This is a genomic window from Bradyrhizobium sp., assembly GCF_035570375.1.
In the GTDB taxonomy this organism is placed as follows: domain Bacteria; phylum Pseudomonadota; class Alphaproteobacteria; order Rhizobiales; family Xanthobacteraceae; genus Bradyrhizobium.
Genome location: NZ_DATMLW010000168.1, coordinates 1 through 23,983 on the forward strand (window position 1 = coordinate 1; position 23,983 = coordinate 23,983).

A 23,983-nucleotide genomic window follows, 5' to 3' on the forward strand; every position below is an offset into this window, starting at 1 on the left:
CTGGTCGCCTTGATCGCCGTCGCTCGCAAGCTGCTCACAATCCTCAACGCCATGCTCAGGACCAAAACGCCATGGCAACCCGCTTGACAGCCAACACAGTCGCTCACCCCAACCCTCTCCCACAAGGGGAGAGGGAGCACACCGTCGATGCCGAGATATTGATGCAATGCCCATAATGACGACTGTGCCCACTACTTCTTCCGCCGCGCGGTCGCGCTTGCCGCCGCCGTCTCAGTCGGTGCCGGCCTGGCCGCGGCCACCTCGCTCTCATCGCGCCAGCGCAAAATTTCGGCGGCAAGGATCGGATGATTGAAACCCTTCAAATGCAAATCATCGATCGGCCGCCCCTCCACCCATGGCTCGACCATGCCGTAGACGCGCCGCGACACCACGATCTGGTTGGCCTTGGCCTCGTCGCACAGTCGCGAGGCGAGATTGGTGACGCTGCCGATCGCGGCATATTCCAGCCGCTGCTCAAAACCGATCTGGCCGAGCGTCGCATAGCCGAGCGCAATCCCCAGGCCGAAACCTAGCGAATGGCCACGGTTGCGCCAGCGCTCGGTCAGCGCACCGATGGTGTCGCGCATTTCGACCGCCATCTTCACCGCGCGTTTGGTGTGGTCGGGAAACTGGATCGGCGCATTGAACAGCACCATCACGCCGTCGCCGGCGTAGCGATCGAGCGTGCCTTCATATTTGAAGATCAATTCGCCAAGGGCTGCGTGATATTCGCGCAGCACGTTCATCGCTTCTTCGGGCTCGGTCGCCTCGGTGAACGCCGTAAAGCCGCGCAAATCGCAGAACACCACCGTCACCTCGCGGCGATGGCTGTCGAGCAGGGCATCGTGGCCATCGGACGAGGCGATCAGCTGCGCGACCTGCGGCGCGAGGAAGCGTTCGAGCCGGCGGATACGCTCGATCTCGGCAAGCTGCTTCTCGACGCGCTCCTCCAGCGACTTGTTCCAGTTCTTCAGCTGCTCCGTCTGTTCCCTCAACTTGCCGGCCTGTTGCTGAACGGTGACATGGGCGCTGGCAAGCTCGCGGCCCTTCTGGTCCACTTCCGTAAACAGCCGCGCGTTGCGCATCGCCAGCACCGACTGGTGCGCGAAGGTGCGCATCAATCCGATGAGGTTGGGCGAGAATTCGCCGGCGACGCGGCGGAGCACCACCAGCGAGCCGAGCACGCCTTTCTGATCGACCAGCGGCACCACCAGCACCGAATTGAATCCGGACCTGACCGCGATGTCGCGAAGCGGGGTCTCTGCGGCGCTGAAGAGATCGGCGATGGCGATCGGCTCGCCCATTTTGGCGGCCTCGCCGAGCACGGTCTGGTCCTCGTCGATCGACAAATGCTTCCCCTGCGCCGATTTGTCGATCCCGATCGATTCGGCCAGGTTGAACTGGTGCATGGCCGCGTCATAGCCATAGATCAAAACCGCGTCCGCATCGGTGATTTCCAGCGCGCGGGCGGCGACCGTCGGCAGCACGGCATTGAGATCGAGCGAGGAGGCGACCGCGCGGCCGACTTCCTCCAGCACCTTCAGCTCGTTGATCGATTGCGCAAGATCGCGCGTGCGCTCTTCCACCTTGGTTTCGAGGCCCGCATAGGTTTCCCGCAGCTGTCCAGCCATGCTGTTGAACTGGTTGGCGAGCTCTTCCAGTTCGTCCCTGGTGTTCACTTCGATGCGATGGTTGAAATCGCCTGCGCCCAGCCGCCGCGCGCCGCGGCGCAGCGCCGTGATCGGGGTCAGCATGCGGCGGGCGAGAATCGTGCCGGCGAAGATCGCGACCACAAGTCCGAGCACGATCAAGAGCGCAACCCGCAGCAGCTGATCGCGGATCGGGGTGAGTGCCTGCGCGGTCGGTTGTTCGAACAATACGAACCAGCCGAGCTTTGGCACGGCGTTTGCGGCCGAAAGCACCGCATGACCATCGCCATCGGTGCCGGAGGAGAGCGAGGTGCCGCCCGGCCTCGTGACCGCCGCCACCTGCGGCAGGCTCGCCAGCGACTTGCCGGTTTCCGGTCCCCTGCTCGAACTCGCCAGCACCTCGCCATGCGCATCGATCACATAGGCGAAGTTCGACCTGCCGACCTGGGCATCGCCGAGAAAATCGGAAAGGAAGCGCAGGTCGATCTCGGCGACGGTGACGCCGGCGTTGAAGCCCGAATGTGACACCGAGATCGACATGTAGGGGTGGGAATCGCGGAAGGTGGCCGGCGCGTAACTGACGCTCTTGCCGTTGGTGTCGGTGAAACGGAAATCGCGGGAGAAATCCGCCTTGCTGCCGATCGAGATCGAGGTGCGCGAGAGGCGAAGCTGTTCGCGGCCATAGCCGTCGAGCAGGGACAGTTGGTAGATCGAGGAAACCTGGTTGAGAAGCTGGGCGTAATCGGCGCGGTGCTGGTCGAGCGTCACGGCACTTGCCCGCGTCACCCAGCTGATCTGCCGTTCGAGCTCGGCGATCGACTGCTCGATCCGCCGCGCGGTGGCCTCCGCCTTTTCGCCCATTGCGTCGGTAAGGCTGCTTTTGGTCGCGCGATAGCTGATCCAGCTCTCGGTGGCGCCGTTGACGGCGAGCACGAACACCACAAGCCCGACCAGCGCGGTGACGTATTTGGCGAACAGGCCCTCGCGCGGGAACCTGACTTTGTCTTTGACCTCGACCTTGTCGTTGACCCCGATCATCCAGACCCTTGCGCGCGCTCCTTACGCCGTCAGGGGTGCGCGTCCGTTATCTTCAGCCATGCCCTCCTTAGCACGTTTCGGCTGGCCCGGTCGGGGGGGGCTTCTTCTCCCTCCCCCCTGAGGGTTGAGGAGGGGGTGTCCTGAATTCAGCCAGCGAGAGAATGGGCCAGGAAATCTCACCGGTTAAACAGCTGCCGCAGCACGTCGTTCATCGGCTGGCTGTCCTGCTGGCCCTGGGGCGGCGGGTCATTCTGCGCAGGTGGCGTATTGGGCGCGGCAGGAGGCGTCGGCGCGGCAAGACCGCGACTTTGGCCGCGGCCCTGATTCAACCCCTGCAGGCCTTGTTGCAGCAGGTTGCCCAAGGTCTCGCCGAGCTTGCCGCCGAGCACGTCCGGCAATCCGCCGCCGCTCGATCCGCCGCCCTGGCCGCCAAGTGCCCCCAATCCACCCGGTCCGAACAGGCCCTTGCCCATCTCCTGGAGTTTTGCATAGGCCGCATCGGGATTGTCGAGCACGCCGGCAATGTCGGGATAGATGCGCGGCTCGGCCCAGGATCCTTCGACCGCTACGGGGATGCCGAACCCGACCGGATCACCGGCACGGCCCTGGCCCTCGGTGGTCATCACGAGCTTCGGCTCGACGCGGAATGCCATCATCTTGGTGCCGAGGTCGATCGTCCCCGCCCCGGTCATGCGCACCAAGGGACCGACGAGATTAAGATCGCTCGTGGTGGCCTGACCTTTTTCGATACGGAACGACGCCGAGAGCTGGGTCAGGTCGGTGGTCAGTTCCTTACTTTCCTGCCATCCCGACAGCGGGCTCGTCGTCAGCGAGCGGATCATCTGCGCGAGGTTGAGGCCCTGGATGGCGCCATCCTGGAAATTGGCAAAAGCCGTGCCGGAAAGATTCGACATGATCGCGCGCTGGCTCTGGCCGGTGGAGCGGACCGTGATCTTGGCCTGCAGCCTGCCATCGAGCTTGTCGAAACCGGCGATGCCGCGCAAAAGCGGCAAGGCGCGCACGCCGACGAGGTCGCTGCGCATGAAGTAAGCGGGGGTCGCGGCGGAGGCGTCGATATCGATTTCGCCATTGGCCTGCCCGCCATAGGCCCCGAGATTGGAAATGGCGCATTTGAGAATGCCGCCTGAGAGCGTGGAGTCGATCGAGACGGGGGCAAAATGTGACTGGCCGAGATTGAGTTCGGCTGCGGAAACACGGACCTGGGCGTCGATATAATTCAGTCCGTTGAGATCGAGGGTAACATTGCTCCAGGATTGCGAGGCAGAGTTCGACGGCACCTGCGAGGGGGATTGCGAATCCCGCAAGCTGGCCGGAGCCCTGCTGGCGGCGATGTCGAGCCGCTGGAAGTCGAGATCGAGTTTCACAAGCGGCTTGCTCGCTACGTCGACCGCGGCCCAGCCGTTGAAGGCGCCATCGCCGACCGTCCCGGAAAGTCCGTTGATCATGACGAGCGAACCGTTGAGCCGGATTTCCGCCCTGGCCGAAAGCCCTTGCAGGACGGCGGGCACATCGAGCGTCACTTCGACCGGAACGTTCTGTCGTTCCAGCGGAGGCGTGGGCGCCGTCCCCTTGATCTCGAATTTGACGGGATTGTTGCCGGCGCGCGCATTGCCGGTCACCCTGATCCTGCGATCGCCGCCCACAATCGCGTTGGCGTTGATGGCTTCGATGCGGTTCTCGACCCGGTCGCGCAGATTGGAGAAGATCACCGTGCCATCGGTGATGGTGACGCGCCCGATTGCCGGCGCCTCGGAATCGGCCGCCGATGCTGTCACCTGTTTGGAAGCGGCCGGTTTGGCAACCGCCTTTCGTTCGCGCAACAGCGGCACATTGAGAACCGGGCGGTTGATCGCCAATTCGGTGATTTCGGGGTGGCCCGACCATGCGCTGGCCAGCGTCATGTCGACCTTGATACTGCCAATGCTCAGGCGATTGCTGTCATCGTTCTGGTTCGGCTTCTCCAGCGTGATGTCGTTCATCATGACATTCAGCGATGGCCACAGGCCAATCCTGGTCGAGCCCGCGACCGTCAGGTGGTATCCGGTTTCGCGCTCGAGGCGATCCTGGATCGTCGAGGTCAGAAATCCCGAGGGAATTCCGATGATCAGTGACAGCGCTGCAATGACGACGATGGCGGCGAGGGCGATCGCTGCGAGTTTCAAGGCTTTCATCTCGGTCTTCCAGATCTGGCAAGCGGTCGACAGTGGCGAGGCCGGAACCGGCGAGCTCTTTGAGTCAAGTTTATCCCGGAAACGGGAGGGGGCTCAAAGCACCAAAAATAGTCCGCGAGTGCTGCAAAGATATGTGACTTATGACACAGTTCCGGGCTGGCGGTCCGCCGGCAACCGTTTTCGGGCGCGCAGGCTGAAGGAAAGGCCAGGCTGAAGGCAGGCAATGAGCAAACAGGCCGAATTTGCGGTTATTCTGAAGATGAACCCGATGTTTGCCGATCTCGGCGCGGACGAGTTGCAGCGGATATCGGCGCTTTGCCATACCCAGCATCTGGGCGCCGGCGAAATGCTGTTTCAGAAGGGCGATGCCGGCGACGCCCTGTTCGGGGTTCGGCGCGGCCAGATCCGGATCGAGACCGGCGCTTCCGACGGCAGCCGGCTGACCCTGAATTTCCTGGGGCCCGGCGATCTTTTTGGCGAGGTCGCAGTGCTCGACGGCCAAAACCGCACCGCGGATGCTGCCGCGGGCGAGCCGACCGAATTGTTCGTCCTGCGTCGCGAGGATTTTCTCGCCTTCCTCGAGCGCGAGCCGCGCGTTGCGGTCAAGCTTATCATGCTGTTGTGCCAGCGTATCCGCTGGATGAGCGAGCGGATGGAGGAATCGGTGCTGCAGCCGCTGCCGGTTCGTCTGGCGCGCAGGCTTTGCGCACTGGCATCCGATTTCGGCTCGGAGGTGCACATCTCGCAGGAGCAACTGGGTGTATTCGTCGGCGCGGCGCGCGAGAGCGTCAACCGTCAGCTGCAACTCTGGCGCAAGGAGGGCATCCTGGACCTGCAGCGCGGCCGCATCCTGTTGCAGAACATGACCAAGCTGACGGCGGTGGCGCGGAACGAATAGGGCCTCACTCCGCAGCGGGCGAATGCACGACACTTGGCGGCGGTTTGTGATCCTTGCCTTGATCGGCCGACGCGGCGTGGTCGCCGCCACTTGACGACAACAGTCTTTTGCCGAAGCGCCAGCTCAGTTCGCCGATATCGTCCATCACCATGAACATGGCGGGGACGAAGACCAGCGACAGGACGGTCGAGAACAACAGCCCGCCGATCACGGCAAGCGCCATCGGTGAGCGGAACTCGCCGCCGGCGCCGACCGCGAGCGCGGAGGGCATCATGCCGGCCACCATCGCCACGGTGGTCATGACGATGGGCCTGGCCCGCTTCATGCCGGCGTCGATGATGGCCGCTTCGCGCGGCTTGCCATCGCGCATCGACTCCACCGCGAATTCCACCAGCATGATGGCGTTCTTGGTCACGATGCCCATTAGCATCATGATTCCGATCCATACCGGTGTCGTCAGCTGCTTGCCGGTCACGAGCAGGGCCGCGATCGCCCCGCCGATCGAAAGCGGCAGCGAGAACAGGATGGTGATCGGCTGCAGGAAGGTGCCGAACAGCAAGACCAGCACCGCGTAGACCATCATCAGGCCCGCAGTGATCGCAGTGGCGAAGCCCGCCGACAACTCGTTGAGGCTTTCCGCATCGCCGGAAGGATTGACGCTCACGCCCTTGGGAAGGCTCTTCATGACCGGCAGTTCGTTGATCTTCCTGGTGGCATCGCCGAGCGCCGAATTGCCCACAAGATCGGCCGCCACGGTGGCCTGCCTTTCGCGGTCATAACGATTGATGCTGGTCGGACCCTGGTCGAGCTTGATATCGGCGACCACAGACAGCGGCACGCCGCCACGGCCGCCGCCCAGCGGCACCCGCAATTGCTCGAGCACCTGCAGGTCGCCACGCGCGCTGTCCTCGAGCTGAACGCGGATCGGTATTTGCCGATCGCCGGCGTCGAACTTGGCGAGCGCCGGACCGACGTCGCCGATGGTGGCGACACGAATGGTTTCCGACAAGCTTTCCGTGGAGACGCCGAGGCGAGCGGCCAGATCCGCCCTCGGCTGGATACGAAGCTCCGGCCGGTCGAGCGAGGTTTCCGAGATCACATTGGCGATCAGCGGAATGCGCTTCATCTGGTTGGCGAGTTCGCTGGCGACATTGTTCACGATATTGCTGTCGACGCCGGTGACGACCAGCGAGATCGCACGCAGGCCGTTTTCGTCGAGGAACCAGAAGCGGATATCGGGGACGTTCTCGAGTTCCTGGCCGATGGCAAGCTCAAGCTGGCGCTGGGTGATCTTGCGCTCGGTCTTCGGCGTGTAGTTGATGATCAGCGCGGCGCGGCGCACCTCAAACGTGCCGGGCGGCACCCGCCCGCCGTCGACGAATACGCTTCGTACTTCGGGTCGCTTGCGCAGGCGCGTGACGATTTCTTCGGTGATCTTTTCGGTGTAGGCAAGCTGCGAGCCCGGCGGCAGCTCCACGGCCAGCAGCGAGCGCGCGGTGTCCTGCGCGGGCAAGAAACCCTGCGGCAGCAGCGTGATGCTCCAGATCGAGGCGGCAAAGATCGCAAAGCCGATCAGCACGGTGATGAAATAGTGCTTCACCGACCAGGTCACGAGGCGCGTGTAGAATTGCAGCGCGCGGCCGGGCGGGGGATCTTCGTGCGGATGGTCCTTGAGGAAATAGGCGGCCAGAACCGGCGTAACGAACCGCGCGGCGAGCAGCGAGAAAAACACCTGCACCGAAACCGTGATGCCGAATTGCTTGAAGAATTGCCCCGCAATTCCGGACATGAAACTCGCAGGCGCGAAGATGGCGATGATCGTCAGCGAGATCGCGATGACGGCGAGGCCAATCTCGTCGGCCGCTTCAAGCGCGGCGCGGTAGGGCGACTTGCCCATCCGCATGTGGCGCACGATGTTCTCGATCTCGACGATCGCGTCGTCGACGAGAATGCCGGTTGACAGCGTGATGGCGAGGAAACTTACCAGGTTGAGCGAGAATCCGAGTATGTCCATCGCCCAGAACGCCGGGAAGATGGACAGCGGCAGCGAGATCGCGGCGATGATGGTGGCCCTGATATCGCGCAGGAACAAAAGCACGATGATGACGGCGAGGATGGCGCCTTCGAACAAGGTCGAGATCGCGGCCTCGTAGTTGCCTTTGGTGAATTCGACGGAGGTGTCGATCAGCTTCAGATCGACGTCAGGATGGGCCAGTTTCAGCGCGTCGATCCGCTTCTGCACGGCGGCGGCGACGACAACGTCGCTGGCGCCCTTCGATCGCTTGATGCCGAGCGCCACGACCGGCTCGCCGTTGAAACGGGCGAAGGTTCTGCGGTCGGCGATGGTGTCGGTGACGGTGCCGAGATCGTCGAGGCGTACCTCGCCGCCGGTCGGCAGGCTGATCATGGTTCCGGCGAGGTCGTTAAGCGTCTTGGCGCCGGCGAGCGTGCGGATAGCCTGGTCGTTTTTTCCGATTTCTGCCCGGCCTCCGGCGAGGTCGACATTGGTGCCGCGCAACCGGCGGCTGACGTCGACGGCGGTCAGGCCTGCAGCCTGCAGGCGGTCGGGATCGAGCGAAACCAGGATCTCGCGATCGACACCGCCGATGCGCTCGACCTGCGCGACGTTGCGCAAACCCTGGAGCGCACGCTTGACCACGTCGTCGACAAAATATGAAAGCTGCTCCGGCGTCTTGCCAGGCGAGATCGCGGCATAGGTGACGATCGGCAGCCCGATCACGTCGACGCGCTGGATCAGCGGTTCGTTGACGTTTTGCGGCAGGTTCGCGCGCACCCGCGTGACCGCGTCCTTGACATCGTTCAGGGCGCGGTCGGTGTTGGTCTCAAGCGCGAACTGGATCGTCGTCACCGACAGGCCGTCGGTGATTGACGATGAAATGTGCCGCACGCCCTCCACGCCCGACACACCGTCCTCTATGGTCTTGGTGACCTGCGCTTCGAGTTCGGCCGGCGCCGCGCCGAACTGCGATACCGCGACCGAGATCACGGGAATGTCGGCGCTTGGCAATCGCGTCACCGCGAGCCGGGTGAAACTGAGCCAGCCGAGCACCAGAAGAATGATCGAAAACACGACCGCGGGAAGCGGATGCCGGATCGACCAGGCCGAGATATTCATTGCCATCAGCGTGCTCGCGTTCGATCGAGTTCATCGGCGAACATGGTCTTGATCTGGTCGCCGTCGTGCAGTGAAGAGCCGGCGTCGGACACGACGATTTCGCCGACGTCGAGGCCCTCGAGAATTTCCGTGGACGTGTCGGAAACCAGCCCGACCCGGACCTTGCGCGTCTCCACCGTGTTGCCTTTGACCACCTGGACGGTCAGATGGTCAATCGCGGTGCGCGGGACCGCGACCCCGCAGCTGCGCTTGGCGTCGATGCTGGCCTGGGCGAACATGCCGATCTTGAGCGACGGATTGTTGGTCAGCGAGATCCTGATGTGACCGAGCTGGGTGTTGCGATCGATTTGCGGGGAAACCTGCCTGACGCGTCCGACGATATCCGGGCCATTGTCGCGGCTGATCCGCGCCGTCGCGCCGGGATTGATCTTCATCATGTGGACCGCCGGCACTTCCGCATCGAGTTCGACTTCGCCATTGACCGCAATGCGGAACATTGGACCGGCTAGCGGCGAGGCCGGCGCGCCCACGATGGTATTTACCTGCGTGACAAGGCCTGCGGCCGGGGCGCGCACCGAGACCGGCGAGGCGCCTCGGGCGCTGCCGCCGGCCGCGGCCAACTGTGCCGGGGGTGGCGTCAACCGCGCCAATTCCTGATTTTCGGTAACCGTCTCGCCTTCGCGGACCAGCACGTCGGTGACCCGGGATCCCTCCTGGTCTGCTCCGGCCACTGCCTCGCGGCGCGGCACGACAAACCCGGTAACCCGCACCAGATCGGAGAAGCAGGCATTGGTGGATTTCGTGACGATTACGAGGGCGCTGCTGGGCGTATCGCTCTCTTGCGGACGGGAGCGGTGCTCGAACCAGTACCAGGCCACGCCGAGGACTGAAAAAAAAGCCACCGCAAGCACAGGCCTGAGATTTTCGGAAAGCGTCATCGCGATATCAATCCAGACCTAGTGTGGCATTCAGAAGTCCGCATCATCATTGCCGCAAGCCTGTCATGCGGTCTTCTGAACCAAAGCCCCACTGGAATCAACAAGAAGCGGGTATTCACAAACGAGGACGCCGCACCACGATGCGAACTTCGCAAATCGGGACCGTCGCTCCCGTCGTTCCTGTTCCGGCGCCGGCTGCACCCGTCCGAATACAGGAGAAAGACAAAGGCGTCCCGCAGGAACGGGGCGCAAGCTCGTTTGCCAAACTCTTTCAGGGCCATCCCTGTTTACTGGACGCCCGTAACTCATTTCTGCGCGGTGGATTTGTTTTCCATGTTCACGACCTGGACCCGGCGATTGACTTCGGACAACGGGTTAGCCGGATCTTTCAATTTGGTCTTGCCGTATCCGACGGTCACCAGGTCCGAGCCCGCGATGGCGAACTTGTCGACCAGATAACGCTTGATCGAATCGGCGCGGCGCTCGGAGAGATCCTGGTTGTAGCTGTCGCTGCCGACCGCATCGGTGTGGCCGGCGACAACGAAGGTCGAACCTTTGAGTTCGGGGTTGGAAAGCGCCCGGCCCAAAGCCTGAACCGAGGGGAGCGACCTGTTGCTGATATTGGCTGAATTATAGTCGAAGTTGATTTCCAGATCGATCTTCGGCTTGTCCTTGACAATGGTGGCGATTTCCTCGCGCTCGATCGCCGAGAGCGAGCGCGTAGGCCGGTTCCGCAGGCTCTGGATCAGTTGCCCTTCGGCCGCGGCTGCGGCGGGGTCGGTTTGGGTTTGCGGGCCGGTCGAAAGACCCCTCGTGAGGGGCTTCTTTGCCGGCGCCAGCGCCCGCAGGATTTGATCCTCGGTGACGTCATCGGCCTTTGCCACGCCGATCGAGAGCGCGGCGCCGATCATCAGCAGCGAAACGATCGCAACGAGACTTCTCGTTTTGAAGATTTCAAGCATTTTTGTCCCTCCTGCGCGCCGTTACGCGGTTGCTTTAGATTGCCACTTGGCCGGAAATGGCCGCGGCATTTTGCCTATCTGTCTCGGGCTCCGGCCCCGAGGTTCGCCGAGGTGCAACCATTGACCTCAAATGATCGTCAACGCACGCCGTAACCTGCGAATTCCTTGACGATATTCGGGTCCATCGCCTTTGCGTTGGCGATGTCGACATCGCCTTCTGCAACGGCACCGTTGCGTTGCTTGGCGAGACCACGCCCATATAGCGAGGAGGTCAGCCGCGGGTTGATCTTCAGAGCGGCGTCAAAGTCGGCGATGGCGTTCTTGTTCTGCCCGTTCTTCAGGTTGAGCAGGCCGCGGCTGTCGAGGGCGTCGACGAAATTGGGGCGCAGCCGCAGCGCCTCGTTGCAATCCCGCAGCGCCGATTGCAGATCGCCGATCACAGCACGGGTCCAGCAGCGGTTGTTGTAGGCTTCCACGTCTTTCGGGTTGAGCCTGATGGTGTCGTCGAAATCTTTGACGGCAAGGCTATATGCGCCCTTGCTGGCGTAAACCTGTCCGCGCCGGTAGAGCGCGCCCGCATCGTCGGGATTCTCGGCGATCCTGGCACTCAGGCTCTTGATGATCGGATCGTCCGCGAGCGGTGGCTGGGCCGGAGGGGCTCCGTCATTGCCTGGAGTGCTGGGGAGCGGTGGTTTGTCGCTCGGAATGTTCGGCGCTGGCGCCGGCTTGTCCGGCGGTGGAAGTTCCGCTTTCGGGGCCGGCGGCGGAGAGGGTGGCGGGGGTGGCGGCGACGGTTCGGCACGCGGCTGCGGTGGAGGCGGCGGGGGCGGCGAGGGCTCGGGAAGTTGTGGCTGCGGAAGGTTCGCCATCGGACCGGGCGGTCGCGCGCCTGGAATGAATGAAAAATCCTCGGCCAGCGAAGAGGAAATCCAGGGCACCTGCTCGCTGCGTGACGCGCGGGTGACGCCGACGCGAGTCCGGTTCAGCGTCTCCTCGGCCATCAGGTCGGGAACGCGGATCTCCTTAAGAAGCTCCTGAACGAACAGGCTGTGATCGCCGCCGTTGTCAGAGATCACGGAGCTGAGCGCCGCCGAATACATCACGAGCGTTCCATTCGGCGCGATCACAGGCGCCAGGCCGGCGGAAAAGCTGCGGAACCGGCGCTCGTATGGATTGCGTCGGGAAGCGTCGATCAAGGCGATCTTGACGCCGGCGCCGCGATTGTTGATCTCGTTGAGCACCGTCTCCAGGCTGAAGCCGTCGCGGCGGACGTCCGCCTCGGTCCAGATCTGAGCATCGACCGGGATCAAGTAGCTCTGGCGGTTGGACTGGATGCCAAAGCCGCTGAAGAAGATCAGCGCGATGCTGCCGGGCTTGATGTGGCCGTACAAACGGTCGAAAGCCTTCCTCATTCCGTCGCCGGTCAGGTTGTCACCGACATCGACGGTGAAGCCATCGCGCTTCAGTTCGTCGGCGACGTCGCGTGCGTCGTTGATCGGCTCCTTCAAGGGAGCGTCCGCGTCCGGGTATTTCGCATTGCCGATGACAAGGGCAAACCGGTCCGCAGCCATGCCGGTCGACGGCAAGACCGGCGCGATCGACAGAATCAACAGCGCAAACAACGAAAAGCGGATTCTCATACGACGTCAGTCCAGCCAAAAAGGCGCCGATCCCAGCCCCGCAACTCGGCGACCTTACCCCACGAAAAACGCATTATCAAATCGCGCCTCCAGCGGCTGTCAACAGCCCATCGGAGCCATAATGACCGCGACGATTGATCGCGGTCGCCTGTCAAAGGCGGCCGTCGATGTCAGGTCCGGCAGTCATAAATGTCATCGATGCGACACATCCTAGTGTCCTGATTCCGAAGTTCGTATCATTGCACGGCATACTCGTTTACGAACTTCGGAATCGAAAGGACGCCGGCAAATCTATGATTCTAGTGTGGCTTCTGGTTCAGAAGTCCGCATGACGAATTCGCGGCAATAATGATGCGGACTTCTGAACCGCCACACCAGTCGGTCGGCATTTCCAATCGGGGTGGGCATTGAAGACCTGGACGTTTGACCTTTTTTCCTGGTGGTGGCTTGGTAGTGCGCGCCTAACGCAGCCAGAAAAAAGATCGTCCCATGGAAAACGTCTACGAAATTTATGCGCTCCGCTATGCGACGATGTCGCCGCGCACTCCCCATATGAACTACCTCTCGCCGGACCCACACGAGACCACGGCCTCAGACCTTGACTACTTCGTCTGGCTGATCCGGGGCGGCGGCCGCGACATCCTGGTGGATACCGGCTTCAACGCGGAAGAGGCCGGCCTGCGCGCCCGCAAGCTTGCGCTCAACCCGGTGGATGCCCTGGCGCGCTTCGGCGTCAAGGCTGAGACGATCAGGGATGTGGTCGTCACGCACATGCATTATGACCACGCCGGCAACCTCGACCTGTTTCCCAATGCGCGATTTCACCTTCAGGACCGCGAGATGAGTTATGCCACGGGGCGCTGCATGTGCTTTGGGTCCTTGCGACATCCATTTTCGGTCGAACACGTCACGCTGATGGTGCGTCACGTCTACAGCGAGCGTGTCACCTTTCACTCCGGCGATGGCCAGATTGCGCCGGGCGTCACGGTGCATCGTGTCGGCGGCCATTCCGACGGGTTGCAGGTAGTGCGGGTCGAGACGGCGCGCGGGCCTGTCGTGCTTGCGTCGGATGCGGCGCATTTTTACGGCAACCTGCATCGCCGCAGCCCGTTTCCAATCGTCTATAACATCGGTGACATGTGCCGGGGTTGGGAGATTGTCGAGCATCTCGCCGGTCACCCCGATCGCATCATTCCCGGCCACGATCCGCTGGTCGCCGAACTATACCCGCGCGCCAGCGACCAGACCGATGCTTTCGCACTTCACCGGGCGCCGTCACGTTCCTTCGCAAAATAGGCTGTCCGAACGGCCGACGGCCAGAGACTCAATACGCCTCTGACTTCCTTGCCTCTTTGATCGTTTGCACAAGGTCGAGACTGTCCTCGATCTTGCCGAGCAGCCGCGCGAAATCCCTTTGTTCACGGCTGGTGAGACAAGACATGATCTCCCGTTCCTTGTGCTTCAGGCGCGGAATGAGTCTCTCGTAGAGTACTCTTCCCTTGGGCGTCAGGCGCAGCACGAACTCGCGGCGGTCGTCCTCGTTTTCGATCCGCTCGACGAACTGGCGCGCCATCAGCGCCGTGACCGCCCGGCTGATGGTCGATTTATGCGTGCGAGTGCAGTGCGAAATATACTGCGCGCTGCAAGCTTCAGTGCGCAGCCCAAGGGTTGCGAGCACCCGCCACTCCGGAATATCGAGGCCATAGCGTTCGCGGTATTCGCTGGAAAGCGCCGCGGAAACCTCGGCGGCAAGGCGGTTAAGGCGGAAAGGCACAAACCTGAACAGGTCCAGTCGCAGGCGGCTTCTGGACGCGGGTTCCTTCCGCGAACCGTTGTTCGCCCTTCTCGAAAGCGCCTTCGGCAAAAACCACTCCAATTTGAGTTGACGGCGGAACGCGCGCGGAGTTTAGATCGTTGCAGATGCGACTATCTTACCGGGCATGGCGCCCCTTGGCCAGAGCGACGCGAGCATGGCACAGTCAAGGACCCAGTCAAACTTCGGTTATCGCCGCCACGCCGATCAGGACCAGACCGGCGGTGGCATTTCCGCATATCCGGTGGCGGTAATCGGCGCCGGACCGGTAGGACTGTCGCTGGCGATCGATCTGGCGCAGCGAGGCCAGCGCGTCGTGCTGCTCGACGATGCCGACCGGATCGGCGAGGGGTCGCGGGCAATCTGTTTTTCGAAGCGCTCGCTCGAATTCTGGGACCGGCTCGGCGTCGGCCAGCGCATGGTCGACAAGGGCGTGGTGTGGAGTGTCGGCAGGATCTTCCACGGCGCGGCGCAGCTCTACCAATTCGATCTGTTGCCGGAGCAGGGTCACAGACGGCCGGCCTTCATCAATCTCCAGCAATTCTATGCCGAGGCCTATCTGGTGGATCGCGTCGGCGAGCTGCCGACGATCGACCTGCGCTGGCGCAACAAGGTGATCGCCCTCGAGCAACGCAACGATCATGCGATCCTTACCATCGAGACGCCGGAAGGGCCTTATCGGATCGGCGCGAACTACGTCATCGCCTGCGACGGCGCGCGATCGTCGCTGCGGCGGATGGTGGGCGCCGACTTCACCGGCCAGGTTTTCGAAGATCAGTTCCTGATCGCCGACGTGCGAATGACGGCGGAATTCCCCACCGAGCGCTGGTTCTGGTTTGACCCACCGTTTCATGCGGGCCGCTCGGCGCTGCTGCACAAGCAACCCGACGACGTCTGGCGCATCGACCTGCAGCTCAATCCGGATGCCGATCCGGTGAAGGAGAAGTTGCCCGAAAATGTGCGGCCACGGATCGCGCGCATGCTCGGCCACGACAGGTTCGATTTCGAATGGATATCGCTTTACAAATTCCAGTGCCGGCGAATGGACAAATTCATCCATGGCCGCGTGATCTTTGCGGGCGATGCCGCGCATCAGGTCTCGCCGTTCGGGGCGAGAGGGGCCAATTCCGGTCTGGAAGACGCCGAGAACCTTGCCTGGAAGCTGGACCGCGTGCTCAGGCAGGCTTCACCTGCAAGTTTGCTCGAAAGCTATCACATCGAACGCAGTATGGCGGCCGACGAAAATATCCGCGAGTCGACGCGATCGACCGATTTCATGGCGCCCGCCACGCGCCAGGAGGCGCGGTATCGAAAGGCGGTGCTGTCGCTTGCCAAGGAAACCGAATTCGGAAAACGCATGATCAATGGCGGACGGCTCTCGGTGCCATCGATCTACGATTCCCCGCTTTCGACCGCCGACTGCGATTCATGGCGCGGCGGCCCGCGGCCGGGCGCGTCCATGCTTGATACGCCGATCACCGCGCCCTCAGGCAAAAGCGAATATCTGACCGGCGCCTTTATCGCGTGCGGTTCGCAATTCACGCTGCTTGAATTTGCGGACGGTGTCGCAGCCGATATTCCCGAAGGCGTCGGCACGATCCGCATCGGCGGCACGGGCGGCTATTCCGATAGGGGTGGGCTTGCGGCCCAACGTTACGATGCAAAGCCCAGCACCGCCTATCTGCTACGCCCTGACGGCTACGTCGCCGCACGTTTCCGTCATCCGACGCGAGCTGCGCTTCAATCCGCGTTGGCTCGCGCTGCCGGCAGCAACTGAGGTTCACATGGTCCTGTCTACCCGCTCGAATTTCGAAAAGCCCGACGATGCCTTTCGCGCCATTGTCGAAGCCCATCGGGGGCTGACCGAGGCGCAGAGCGCCGATCTTGATGCGGCGCTGGTTCTGATTCTCGCCAATCATATCGGCGATCTCGGCGTGCTGGGCGAGGCGATTGAGCTTGCAAAACGGCGGATGCTGGAGGCAAGCCAGCAGCAGCAACAACAATAGCGCACAAGGAATCGGATTGATGGCCAAGGGTTTTGCATCGACGACGGATCTGACCGAGAAGAAAATCACGTTTTCCGAAATCGGAACCGATCTCTATGCCTTCACGGCCGAGGGCGATCCGAATTCGGCCATGATCGTCGGCGACGACGGCTGCATGGTGTTCGATGCGCAGGCAACGCCGGCGATGGCGAACAGGGTGATCGAGCGGGTGCGCAGTGTCACCGACAAGCCGATCAAATATGTGGTGCTGTCGCATTATCATGCGGTGCGTGTGCTTGGCGCCTCCGCCTACAAGGCTGAAGCCGTGGTCGCCTCGCGCGAGACGCGCCGGCTGATCGAGGAACGCGGCCAGCAGGACTGGGATTCCGAATATGGCCGCTTCCCCCGGCTGTTCCAGGATGCGCAAAGCATTCCGGGCCTGACCTGGCCGACATTGACCTTCGACGGCGCGATGTCGATCTATCTCGGCAAACGCGAGGTGCGATTGCTGCAGCTCGGTGCCGGACATACCTCAGGTGATATCGTGGCCTGGGTTCCGGACGCGGAAGTGATGTTTTCCGGTGATCTGATTGAATACCACTCGGCCTGCTACTGCGGCGACGCGTATTTGCGCGAATGGCCGGTTACACTGAACGAGATTCTCGCCTTCAATCCGAAGGCGATCGCGCCGGGGCGCGGCGATGCGCTCAAGGGTCTGTCCATCACTCGCGAGGCGATCGCGATGACACGGGATTTCGTCACCACCCTCTATGGTGCCGCGGAATCGGCGGTGGCCAAAGGCCGCAGCCTCAAGGAAACGATGCCGGCCACCCGCGCGGTGATGGACCCGAAGTTCTCGAGCTTTGCGATCTATGAGCATTGCCTGCCGTTCAACGTCTCGCGCGCCTTCGATGAAGCTTCCGGAATCGACGACCCCGTGATCTGGACCGACAAGCGCGACCGGGAAATGTGGGCGGCCCTGCAAGGAGGATGACCATGAATATCAATACCTCACCCGACGTGGCGAGCCGTACCTCCACCAATATCACGCCGGGTTATATGTCCGGCTTCGGCAACAGCTTTGAGACCGAGGCGCTGCCCGGCGCCCTGCCGATCGGGCGCAATTCGCCGCAGCGCTGCGCCTACGGGCTTTACGCCGAACAGCTGTCCGGCTCGCCCTTTACCGCGCCGCGCGGCAGCAACGAGCGCTCGTGGCTTTATCGCATCCGCCCCTCGGTCAGGCACTCCGGACCTTTCGCCAAGGTCGATGCGCTGCTGTGGCGAACCGCGCCATGCCATGAGCAGGAGCTTTCCATCGGGCAACTGCGCTGGGATCCGGCGCCGATGCCGAAAACGGAAATGACCTTTCTGCAGGGCGTGCAAACCATGACCACCGCAGGCGACGCAGGCACGCAAGCCGGCATGGCCGCGCATGTCTTTCTCATCACCAGGTCCATGGTCGATCAGAATTTCTACAATGCCGATGGCGAGATGCTGTTCGTGCCGCAGCAAGGCAATTTGCGCTTCGTCACCGAGTTTGGCCGGATCGACGTCGAGCCCGGCGAGATCGCCGTGATCCCGCGCGGCGTGAAGTTCCGTGTCGAACTCACGGCTGGCCCGGCGCGCGGCTACATCTGCGAAAACTATGGCGGCGCCTTCACGCTGCCCGAGCGCGGCCCGATCGGCGCCAATTGCCTCGCCAACGCGCGCGATTTCCTGACCCCCGTCGCCGCCTATGAGGACAAGGAGACGCCGAGCGAGCTGTTCGTGAAATGGGGCGGCTCGCTGTTCGTGACCAAACTGCCGCATTCGCCGATCGATGTCGTGGCATGGCACGGCAACTATGCACCCTACAAATACGATCTGCGAAGCTATTCGCCGGTCGGGGCCATCAGTTTCGATCATCCCGATCCCTCGATCTTCACGGTGCTGACCTCGCCATCAGAGACGACCGGCACCGCGAATATCGACTTCGTGATTTTCCCGGAGCGCTGGGCGGTGGCCGAAAACACGTTCCGGCCGCCCTGGTATCACATGAACATCATGTCGGAATTCATGGGGCTGATCTACGGCGTCTATGATGCCAAGCCGCAAGGTTTTACGCCCGGCGGTATCAGCCTGCACAACATGATGTTGCCGCACGGCCCTGATCGCGAAGCCTTCGATCATGCCAGCAATTCCGAGCTGAAGCCGGTCAAGCTGACCGGAACCATGGCTTTCATGTTCGAGACGCGCTTTCCCCAACGCATCACGGCGCATGCGGCAAGATCCGCAACCCTGCAGCACGACTACGCCGATTGCTGGAAGGGTTTGGAAAAGCGGTTCGATCCGAACAAGCCGTAGCTTGCTTCCCTCTCCCCTTGCGGGACAGGGTGGCGAGGACAACGTCCGAGCCGGGTGAGGGGTTCAGTTCCAGTAAGGTAGTTACCCCTCACAGGGTTTCTCACTTCGTTCGAACCACCCTCTCCCGCAAGGGGAGAGGGTAAAGAGGCGTCAGGAAGAAATGACCAGCCCCAACGATCCCACGCTTTGCTCGTTCATCCCGGTTGATGCGGCGTCGGACTTTCCGATCCAGAACCTGCCTTATGGCGTGTTCTCGACGTCCGCCTTGCCGGCGCCGCGCATTGGAGTCGCGATCGGTGACTACGTGCTCGATCTCTGGGAACTCGAACAGGATTGCCGGCTCGTTGTCGGCGACCTCGGCGTCTTTTCGGCCCCGACACTTAATCCTTTCATGGCGCTGGGACCGAAGCTGTGGACGCGCACGCGCGCGCGGATCAGCGAGTTGTTGCGTCACGACAATCCCGAGCTGCGGGATAATCCGACCTTGCGTGAGCGCGCGCTGGTGCCGATGGCGCAGGCGAAGCTGCACCTGCCGATTGCGGTCGCAGGATATACGGATTTCTATTCGTCGAAGGAGCACGCCACCAATGTCGGGATCATGTTTCGCGGCAAGGACAATGCGCTGCAGCCGAACTGGCTGCATATGCCGATTGCCTATAACGGCCGCGCGTCAACGGTCGTGGTTTCCGGCACCAGGGTGCGCCGCCCGCGCGGCCAGTTGAAGCCGCCGAATGGCGAGCTTCCAGGCTTTGCGCCCTGCAAGCGGCTCGATTTCGAACTCGAAATGGGCGTGGTGATCGGGCAGGCGTCAGCGATGGGCGGGATGCTGACCGAAGCGCAGGCCGAGGAAATGATTTTCGGCTTCGTGCTGCTGAACGACTGGAGCGCGCGCGACATCCAGCAATGGGAATACGTGCCGCTCGGACCGTTCCAGGGCAAGGCGTTTGCGACCTCGATCAGCCCATGGGTGGTCACCCGCGAGGCGCTGGAGCCGTTCCGCCTCTCGGGGCCGAAGCAGGATCCGGCGCCCTTGCCCTATCTGCGGCAGGCAAAGCCGAACAATTACGATCTTGAGCTTGAAGTCGGCCTGCGCGCTGCATCCATGAAGAGACCTTTGCGCATCTGCCACACCAATTTCAAATACATGTACTGGTCATCGGTGCAGCAACTCGTGCATCACGCTGCCTGCGGATGTGCGATGAATGTCGGTGATCTGCTTGGCTCCGGTACCATTTCCGGGCCGGAAAAGAGTCAACGCGGCAGCCTGCTCGAGATTTCCTGGAACGGCACCGAGCCGATCGAGCTCGAAGACGGCATCACCAGGACTTTTCTCGAGGACAACGATTCGCTTGTGATGCGCGGCTGGTGCCAGGGCGATGGTTACCGCATCGGTTTCGGCGAAGTCGAGGGAACGATCCTGCCGGCGGAATGACTGTGAGAGGCGTTAGCGCTCTTCCGGAGGAATATCGCGGATCCGTGCCGAATGCGCGGCGATATCCTCAAAGCCATATTTGAGATGCACGCGCTTGCTCGAAGCAGGGTTCTTTGCCAGCGACACGCCCGGCCGCCATTCCTGCGCCGGCCTGATTGGCCGCGGTGCAAATCCGCCGCCGCAATTCGGGCACGCATTGCCGAGCTTGGTCTCGACGCAATCGGCACAGAAGGTGCACTCATAACTGCAGATCCGAGCTTCGGTCGAATTCGGCCGAAGATCCTTGTCGCAATATTCGCTTCGGTCGAAGTTGCAGCGCCATGATGGTCGTATCCTGCAGCGTTCTTCAATGAGCAAAAGCTGTTGCTATTTTTTCGACCGCCATTCGTCAAGCAGCTCCGCAATCTCCGCTGCTGTGGGCTCGCGGATGGCGGAAGGCGTGCGCGAAAACCGCGGGGCAGGAGCGGGCTGGGTCACCCCATGGCGATTGACGAACGTCTTTCGTGCCGCCATGTGCGGGTGAAGCGGAGCTTCCGCCATGGTCAGCACCGGCGCAAAGCAGACGTCGGTGCCTTCCAGGATCTTGCACCACTCTTCGCGCGTCCTGCTCCTGAAGATTTCGGTCAGCTTCTGCCTCAGCGCAGGCCAGGCCGCGCGGTCCATCTGGGCGTCGAAGGCTTGTTCCGAAAGGCCCAACAATTGCCGGAGCAAGTCATAGAACTGCGGCTCGATCGAGCCGATCGAGATGAAATTGCCGCATGCGCACTGATAGATGCCGTAGAAATGCGCACCGCCGTCGATGAAATTGCTTTCCCGCCCCTCGGTCCAGCGGCCGATCGCGGTGAAGTCGAAAAACATCGACATCAATGAGGCCGCACCATCGCACATGGCGGCATCCACCACCTGTCCCTTGCCGGACGTCCGGGCTTCCAGCAGTGCGGCGAGCACGCCGACGACAACGTAGAGCGCGCCGCCGCCGAAATCGCCGACCAGGTTCAGCGGCGGGACCGGTCTTTCGCGAGGGCCGATCGCCGCGAGCGCGCCGGTCACCGAGATGTAGTTGATGTCGTGGCCGGCCGCCTGCGCCAGCGGGCCTTCCTGGCCCCACCCGGTCATGCGGCCATAGACAAGGCGCGGGTTTCGCGCGTGCACGACATCGGGGCCAAGCCCGAGCCGTTCCATCACTCCCGGCCGAAAGCCTTCGATCAGGGCATCGGCGTGATCGAGAAGCTCGAGGGTCTGCGCGATCGCCGCCTTGTCCTTCAAATCGATCCCGACCACCTTGCGGCCACGCGCGGCTGCCGATTTCAGATTCCTCTTCGCTCCGACGCGCTCGAGCGTAACCACCTCGGCACCCATGTCCGCCAGCATCATGCAGGCGAAAGGGCCGGGTCCGATGCCGGCGAATTCGATGATGCGAAAACCCTCCAGCGGGCCCGCGGCCCGGGTCGATGAGTGAGGCTCCGATCTGTCGGGCACTTTATCCTTCCATCGACTCGGGAAGGCGAACGCCGCTACCCGGCCTGTGTGACGGCACGCTGCGCCATTACCTTGATCAGATTGGCGCGGTAATCGGCCGTGCCGTGGATATCGCTCATCAAGCCGCTGGCCGGAATCCTGATGTTATCGAGGGCGCTCGCCGTCCAATTCGCCTTGAGCGCGGCTTCGATTGCGCCGACGCGCATAACGCCACCGGACGAGGCGCCGGTGGCGGCCGCGCGGACGTCGCCGGACCTGCTCCTGGCGACGAAGACGCCGGTCAACGCAAAGCGCGATGCTGGGTGCGGGAATTTGGCATATCCCGCCTTGGCGGGAATCGGAAACGAGACCGCGGTGATGATCTCGCCGTCGTCAAGCGCGGTTGCAAACAGGCCTTTGAAGAAGTCATCCGCCGCAATCGAACGCTTGTTGGTCTTGACGGTCGCCCCGAGCGCCAGAAGCGCGGCCGGATAATCGGCCGCCGGATCGTTGTTGGCGATCGATCCGCCGATTGTGCCGCGGTGACGCACGGCGGGATCGCCGATGACCGAGGCGAGGTGGGCAAGGGCCGGTATCGCCTTTTGTACATCCGCACTCGTAGCCACATCGTAATGGGGCGTTGCAGCCTTGATGGTCAGCGTGTCGCCGGAAGCCTCGATGCCGACGAGGTCCTTGATCCGGGCGAGATCGATGACGTCCGAAGGCGAGGCGAGCCGCTGCTTCATCACGGGGATGAGCGTGTGGCCGCCAGCGAGGTATTTTGCCTCCTTGCCCTTGGCGAAGAGCGCGGCGGCTTCATCAACCGAGGAGGGACGATGGTATGTCGTGGAATACATGGTTCATCTCCCTCTCATGCGTGGCCATTGATGGCGTGCCACACCCGGTCGGGCGTCGCCGGCATCTCGAGCTTGTTGTTGCCGATTGCGTCCGTGATCGCGTTGATGACGGCAGCCGATGCGCCAATCGCGCCCGCCTCGCCGCAGCCCTTGACGCCCAGCGGATTGCCCGGACACAGGGTCGTCGTGTGGCTCAATTTGAACGACGGCAGATCGTCGGCCCGCGGCATGGCGTAATCCATGAACGATGCCGTCACGAGCTGGCCCGAACCGTCATAGACGGCGTTTTCGAGCAGCGCCTGGCCGATTCCCTGGGCGAGCCCGCCATGAACCTGGCCTTCGACAATCATCGGATTGATCAGCCGGCCAAAATCGTCAGCCGCAACGAAATTGACGAAGCTGGTCTTGCCGGTGCCGGGGTCGACATCGAGCTCGCAGATATAGGCGCCCGCGGGGAAGGTGAAGTTGCTGGGATCGTAGAACGCGGTTTCCTTCAAGCCCGGCTCCATGCCTTCGGGCAGGTTGTGGGCGGTGTAGGCGGCCAGCGCAACCATCGGCAGCGCCAGCGACTTGTCGGTACCGGTGACCTTGAACTCGCCGTTTTCGATGACGATGTCGCCCTCCGACGCCTCCAGAAGATGCGCCGCTATTTTCTTGCCCTTGGCTTCGACCTTCTCCAGGGCCCTGAAAATCGCGCTGCCGCCGACCGCGAGCGAGCGCGAGCCATAGGTGCCCATGCCGAACTGCACCTTGTCTGTGTCGCCGTGGACGATCTGCACCTGGTTGATGGAAATACCCAAGCGATCCGAAACCAGCTGCGCGAACGTTGTCTCGTGACCCTGGCCGTGGCTGTGCGAGCCCGTGAGGATCTCGATAGTGCCGACCGGGTTGACGCGGACTTCCGCTGATTCCCACAGACCGACGCCGGCCCCCAGGCTGCCGACCGCCTTCGACGGCGCGATGCCGCAGGCCTCGATGTAGCAGGAGACGCCGATGCCGCGCAGCTTGCCTTCGGTCTTGGCCTTTGCCTTGCGGATGGGGAAGCCGGCGTAGTCGATCGCCTTCATCGCGGCGTCAAGCGAGGCATTAAAATCGCCGATGTCATAGGCCATGATCACCGGCGTCTGGTATGGGAAGCTGGTGATGAAGTTCTTGCGCCTGAGCTCGGCGGGATCGACCTTCAACTGCCGCGCCGCGGTTTCCATCATGCGCTCGAGCAGGTAGCTCGCCTCAGGCCGGCCCGCGCCGCGATAGGCATCGACCGGCGTGGTGTTGGTGTAGACGCCCACCACCTCGGCATAGATCGCCGGGATCACGTACTGCCCGGACAGTAGCGTCGCGTAAAGATAGGTCGGCACGGCAGAGGAGAACAGCGACATATAGGCGCCGAAATTGGCGTGGGTTTTGACCCTGAGCCCCAGGATCTTGTTGTCCTTGTCGAACGCCATCTCCGCCTTCGAGACGTGGTCACGGCCGTGGTGATCGGTGAGGAACGCTTCGGTCCGGTCGCCGGTCCACTTGATCGGACGGCCGGTCTTCTTCGACGCCCACAGAGCCACCATTTCTTCGGGGTAGATGTAGATCTTGGAGCCGAAGCCGCCGCCGACGTCGGGCGCGATCACGCGCAGCTTGTGCTCGGGCG

General features: G+C 62.6%; 17 protein-coding genes and 1 pseudogene. 7 read left to right on the forward strand and 11 right to left on the reverse strand.

Annotated features, from left to right (window positions below; all coding sequences use genetic code 11):
• Window positions 1-191 precede the first annotated feature (191 nt).
• Window positions 192-2,687 carry an adenylate/guanylate cyclase domain-containing protein gene (locus VNX23_RS18325; RefSeq protein ID WP_325632294.1) on the reverse strand — a complete coding sequence of 832 codons (2,496 nt, stop codon included), beginning with the start codon at window positions 2,685-2,687 and terminating at the stop codon, window positions 192-194.
• A 176-nt stretch (window positions 2,688-2,863) separates the two neighbouring features.
• A complete protein-coding gene (locus tag VNX23_RS18330) occupies window positions 2,864-4,879 on the reverse strand; it encodes an AsmA family protein (RefSeq protein WP_325632296.1) in 2,016 nt (671 codons plus the stop codon).
• Between the two features lie 223 nt (window positions 4,880-5,102).
• Between VNX23_RS18330 and VNX23_RS18335 the strand changes: the two genes are divergently transcribed.
• Window positions 5,103-5,777 carry a Crp/Fnr family transcriptional regulator gene (locus VNX23_RS18335; RefSeq protein ID WP_325632298.1) on the forward strand — a complete coding sequence of 225 codons (675 nt, stop codon included), beginning with the start codon at window positions 5,103-5,105 and terminating at the stop codon, window positions 5,775-5,777.
• Window positions 5,778-5,781: 4 nt separating this feature from the next.
• Here VNX23_RS18335 and VNX23_RS18340 read toward each other — a convergent pair whose 3' ends face one another.
• The 4 genes from VNX23_RS18340 to VNX23_RS18355 form a co-directional block, all read right to left on the reverse strand.
• Entirely contained in the window at window positions 5,782-8,919 is a 3,138-nt protein-coding gene (locus tag VNX23_RS18340) for an efflux RND transporter permease subunit (protein WP_325632300.1), read from the reverse strand.
• A complete protein-coding gene (locus VNX23_RS18345) occupies window positions 8,919-9,851 on the reverse strand; it encodes an efflux RND transporter periplasmic adaptor subunit (RefSeq protein ID WP_325632302.1) in 933 nt (310 codons plus the stop codon). The genes VNX23_RS18340 and VNX23_RS18345 overlap by 1 nt, the downstream gene beginning before the upstream one ends.
• Window positions 9,852-10,156: 305 nt before the next feature.
• A complete protein-coding gene (locus VNX23_RS18350) occupies window positions 10,157-10,813 on the reverse strand; it encodes an OmpA family protein (RefSeq protein ID WP_325632304.1) in 657 nt (218 codons plus the stop codon).
• A gap of 137 nt (window positions 10,814-10,950) precedes the next feature.
• The gene (locus VNX23_RS18355) at window positions 10,951-12,453 is read right to left on the reverse strand and encodes a caspase family protein (protein WP_325632305.1); all 1,503 of its coding nucleotides are present in this window, start codon (window positions 12,451-12,453) and stop codon (window positions 10,951-10,953) included.
• Between the two features lie 489 nt (window positions 12,454-12,942).
• On the opposite strand from VNX23_RS18355, the gene VNX23_RS18360 reads away from it, so the two are divergent.
• On the forward strand, window positions 12,943-13,749 hold the full coding sequence (locus VNX23_RS18360; protein WP_325632307.1) for an N-acyl homoserine lactonase family protein: 807 nt from the start codon (window positions 12,943-12,945) through the stop codon (window positions 13,747-13,749).
• A 28-nt stretch (window positions 13,750-13,777) separates the two neighbouring features.
• Here VNX23_RS18360 and VNX23_RS18365 read toward each other — a convergent pair whose 3' ends face one another.
• Entirely contained in the window at window positions 13,778-14,251 is a 474-nt protein-coding gene (locus VNX23_RS18365) for a MarR family winged helix-turn-helix transcriptional regulator (protein WP_325632323.1), read from the reverse strand.
• Window positions 14,252-14,423: 172 nt separating this feature from the next.
• Here VNX23_RS18365 and VNX23_RS18370 point away from each other — a divergent pair, with 172 nt between their 5' ends.
• The 5 genes from VNX23_RS18370 (at window position 14,424) to fahA (ending at window position 20,026) form a co-directional block, all read left to right on the forward strand.
• Window positions 14,424-16,043 (forward strand): FAD-dependent oxidoreductase, encoded by a 1,620-nt coding sequence (locus VNX23_RS18370; protein WP_325632309.1) that lies wholly within the window; start codon window positions 14,424-14,426, stop codon window positions 16,041-16,043.
• Window positions 16,044-16,050: 7 nt separating this feature from the next.
• A complete protein-coding gene (locus tag VNX23_RS18375) occupies window positions 16,051-16,272 on the forward strand; it encodes a DUF2783 domain-containing protein (protein ID WP_325632311.1) in 222 nt (73 codons plus the stop codon).
• Window positions 16,273-16,291: 19 nt separating this feature from the next.
• A complete protein-coding gene (locus tag VNX23_RS18380; RefSeq protein WP_325632313.1) occupies window positions 16,292-17,245 on the forward strand; it encodes an MBL fold metallo-hydrolase in 954 nt (317 codons plus the stop codon).
• A 2-nt stretch (window positions 17,246-17,247) separates the two neighbouring features.
• The gene (hmgA, locus tag VNX23_RS18385; protein ID WP_325632315.1) at window positions 17,248-18,594 is read left to right on the forward strand and encodes a homogentisate 1,2-dioxygenase; all 1,347 of its coding nucleotides are present in this window, start codon (window positions 17,248-17,250) and stop codon (window positions 18,592-18,594) included.
• Between the two features lie 160 nt (window positions 18,595-18,754).
• Complete coding sequence (gene fahA, locus VNX23_RS18390) at window positions 18,755-20,026, forward strand: fumarylacetoacetase (RefSeq protein ID WP_325632316.1); 1,272 nt, start codon at window positions 18,755-18,757, stop codon at window positions 20,024-20,026.
• Window positions 20,027-20,038: 12 nt separating this feature from the next.
• Here the strand turns inward: fahA and VNX23_RS18395 are convergent.
• From VNX23_RS18395 to VNX23_RS18410, 4 genes and pseudogenes are all read right to left on the reverse strand, one after another.
• Window positions 20,039-20,348: pseudogene (locus tag VNX23_RS18395) on the reverse strand (DUF1272 domain-containing protein).
• Window positions 20,349-20,392: 44 nt separating this feature from the next.
• Window positions 20,393-21,505 carry a CaiB/BaiF CoA-transferase family protein gene (locus VNX23_RS18400; protein ID WP_325632317.1) on the reverse strand — a complete coding sequence of 371 codons (1,113 nt, stop codon included), beginning with the start codon at window positions 21,503-21,505 and terminating at the stop codon, window positions 20,393-20,395.
• Window positions 21,506-21,540: 35 nt separating this feature from the next.
• Entirely contained in the window at window positions 21,541-22,341 is an 801-nt protein-coding gene (locus tag VNX23_RS18405) for a xanthine dehydrogenase family protein subunit M (protein ID WP_325632319.1), read from the reverse strand.
• A gap of 14 nt (window positions 22,342-22,355) precedes the next feature.
• On the reverse strand, window positions 22,356-23,983 hold a 1,628-nt coding region (locus VNX23_RS18410), incomplete at its 5' end, for a xanthine dehydrogenase family protein molybdopterin-binding subunit (protein WP_325632321.1).

Excerpts from the sequence above, each read along its gene's own strand:
- VNX23_RS18325 (WP_325632294.1), bottom strand. The coding sequence starts at position 2,687 with ATGATCGGGGTCAACGACAAGGTCGAGGTCAAAGACAAAGTCAGGTTC.
- VNX23_RS18330 (WP_325632296.1), bottom strand. The coding sequence starts at position 4,879 with ATGAAAGCCTTGAAACTCGCAGCGATCGCCCTCGCCGCCATCGTCGTC.
- VNX23_RS18335 (WP_325632298.1), top strand. The coding sequence starts at position 5,103 with ATGAGCAAACAGGCCGAATTTGCGGTTATTCTGAAGATGAACCCGATG.
- VNX23_RS18340 (WP_325632300.1), bottom strand. The coding sequence starts at position 8,919 with ATGGCAATGAATATCTCGGCCTGGTCGATCCGGCATCCGCTTCCCGCG.
- VNX23_RS18345 (WP_325632302.1), bottom strand. The coding sequence starts at position 9,851 with ATGACGCTTTCCGAAAATCTCAGGCCTGTGCTTGCGGTGGCTTTTTTT.
- VNX23_RS18350 (WP_325632304.1), bottom strand. The coding sequence starts at position 10,813 with ATGCTTGAAATCTTCAAAACGAGAAGTCTCGTTGCGATCGTTTCGCTG.
- VNX23_RS18355 (WP_325632305.1), bottom strand. The coding sequence starts at position 12,453 with ATGAGAATCCGCTTTTCGTTGTTTGCGCTGTTGATTCTGTCGATCGCG.
- VNX23_RS18360 (WP_325632307.1), top strand. The coding sequence starts at position 12,943 with ATGGAAAACGTCTACGAAATTTATGCGCTCCGCTATGCGACGATGTCG.
- VNX23_RS18370 (WP_325632309.1), top strand. The coding sequence starts at position 14,424 with ATGGCACAGTCAAGGACCCAGTCAAACTTCGGTTATCGCCGCCACGCC.
- VNX23_RS18375 (WP_325632311.1), top strand. The coding sequence starts at position 16,051 with ATGGTCCTGTCTACCCGCTCGAATTTCGAAAAGCCCGACGATGCCTTT.
- VNX23_RS18380 (WP_325632313.1), top strand. The coding sequence starts at position 16,292 with ATGGCCAAGGGTTTTGCATCGACGACGGATCTGACCGAGAAGAAAATC.
- hmgA (WP_325632315.1), top strand. The coding sequence starts at position 17,248 with ATGAATATCAATACCTCACCCGACGTGGCGAGCCGTACCTCCACCAAT.
- fahA (WP_325632316.1), top strand. The coding sequence starts at position 18,755 with ATGACCAGCCCCAACGATCCCACGCTTTGCTCGTTCATCCCGGTTGAT.
- VNX23_RS18405 (WP_325632319.1), bottom strand. The coding sequence starts at position 22,341 with ATGTATTCCACGACATACCATCGTCCCTCCTCGGTTGATGAAGCCGCC.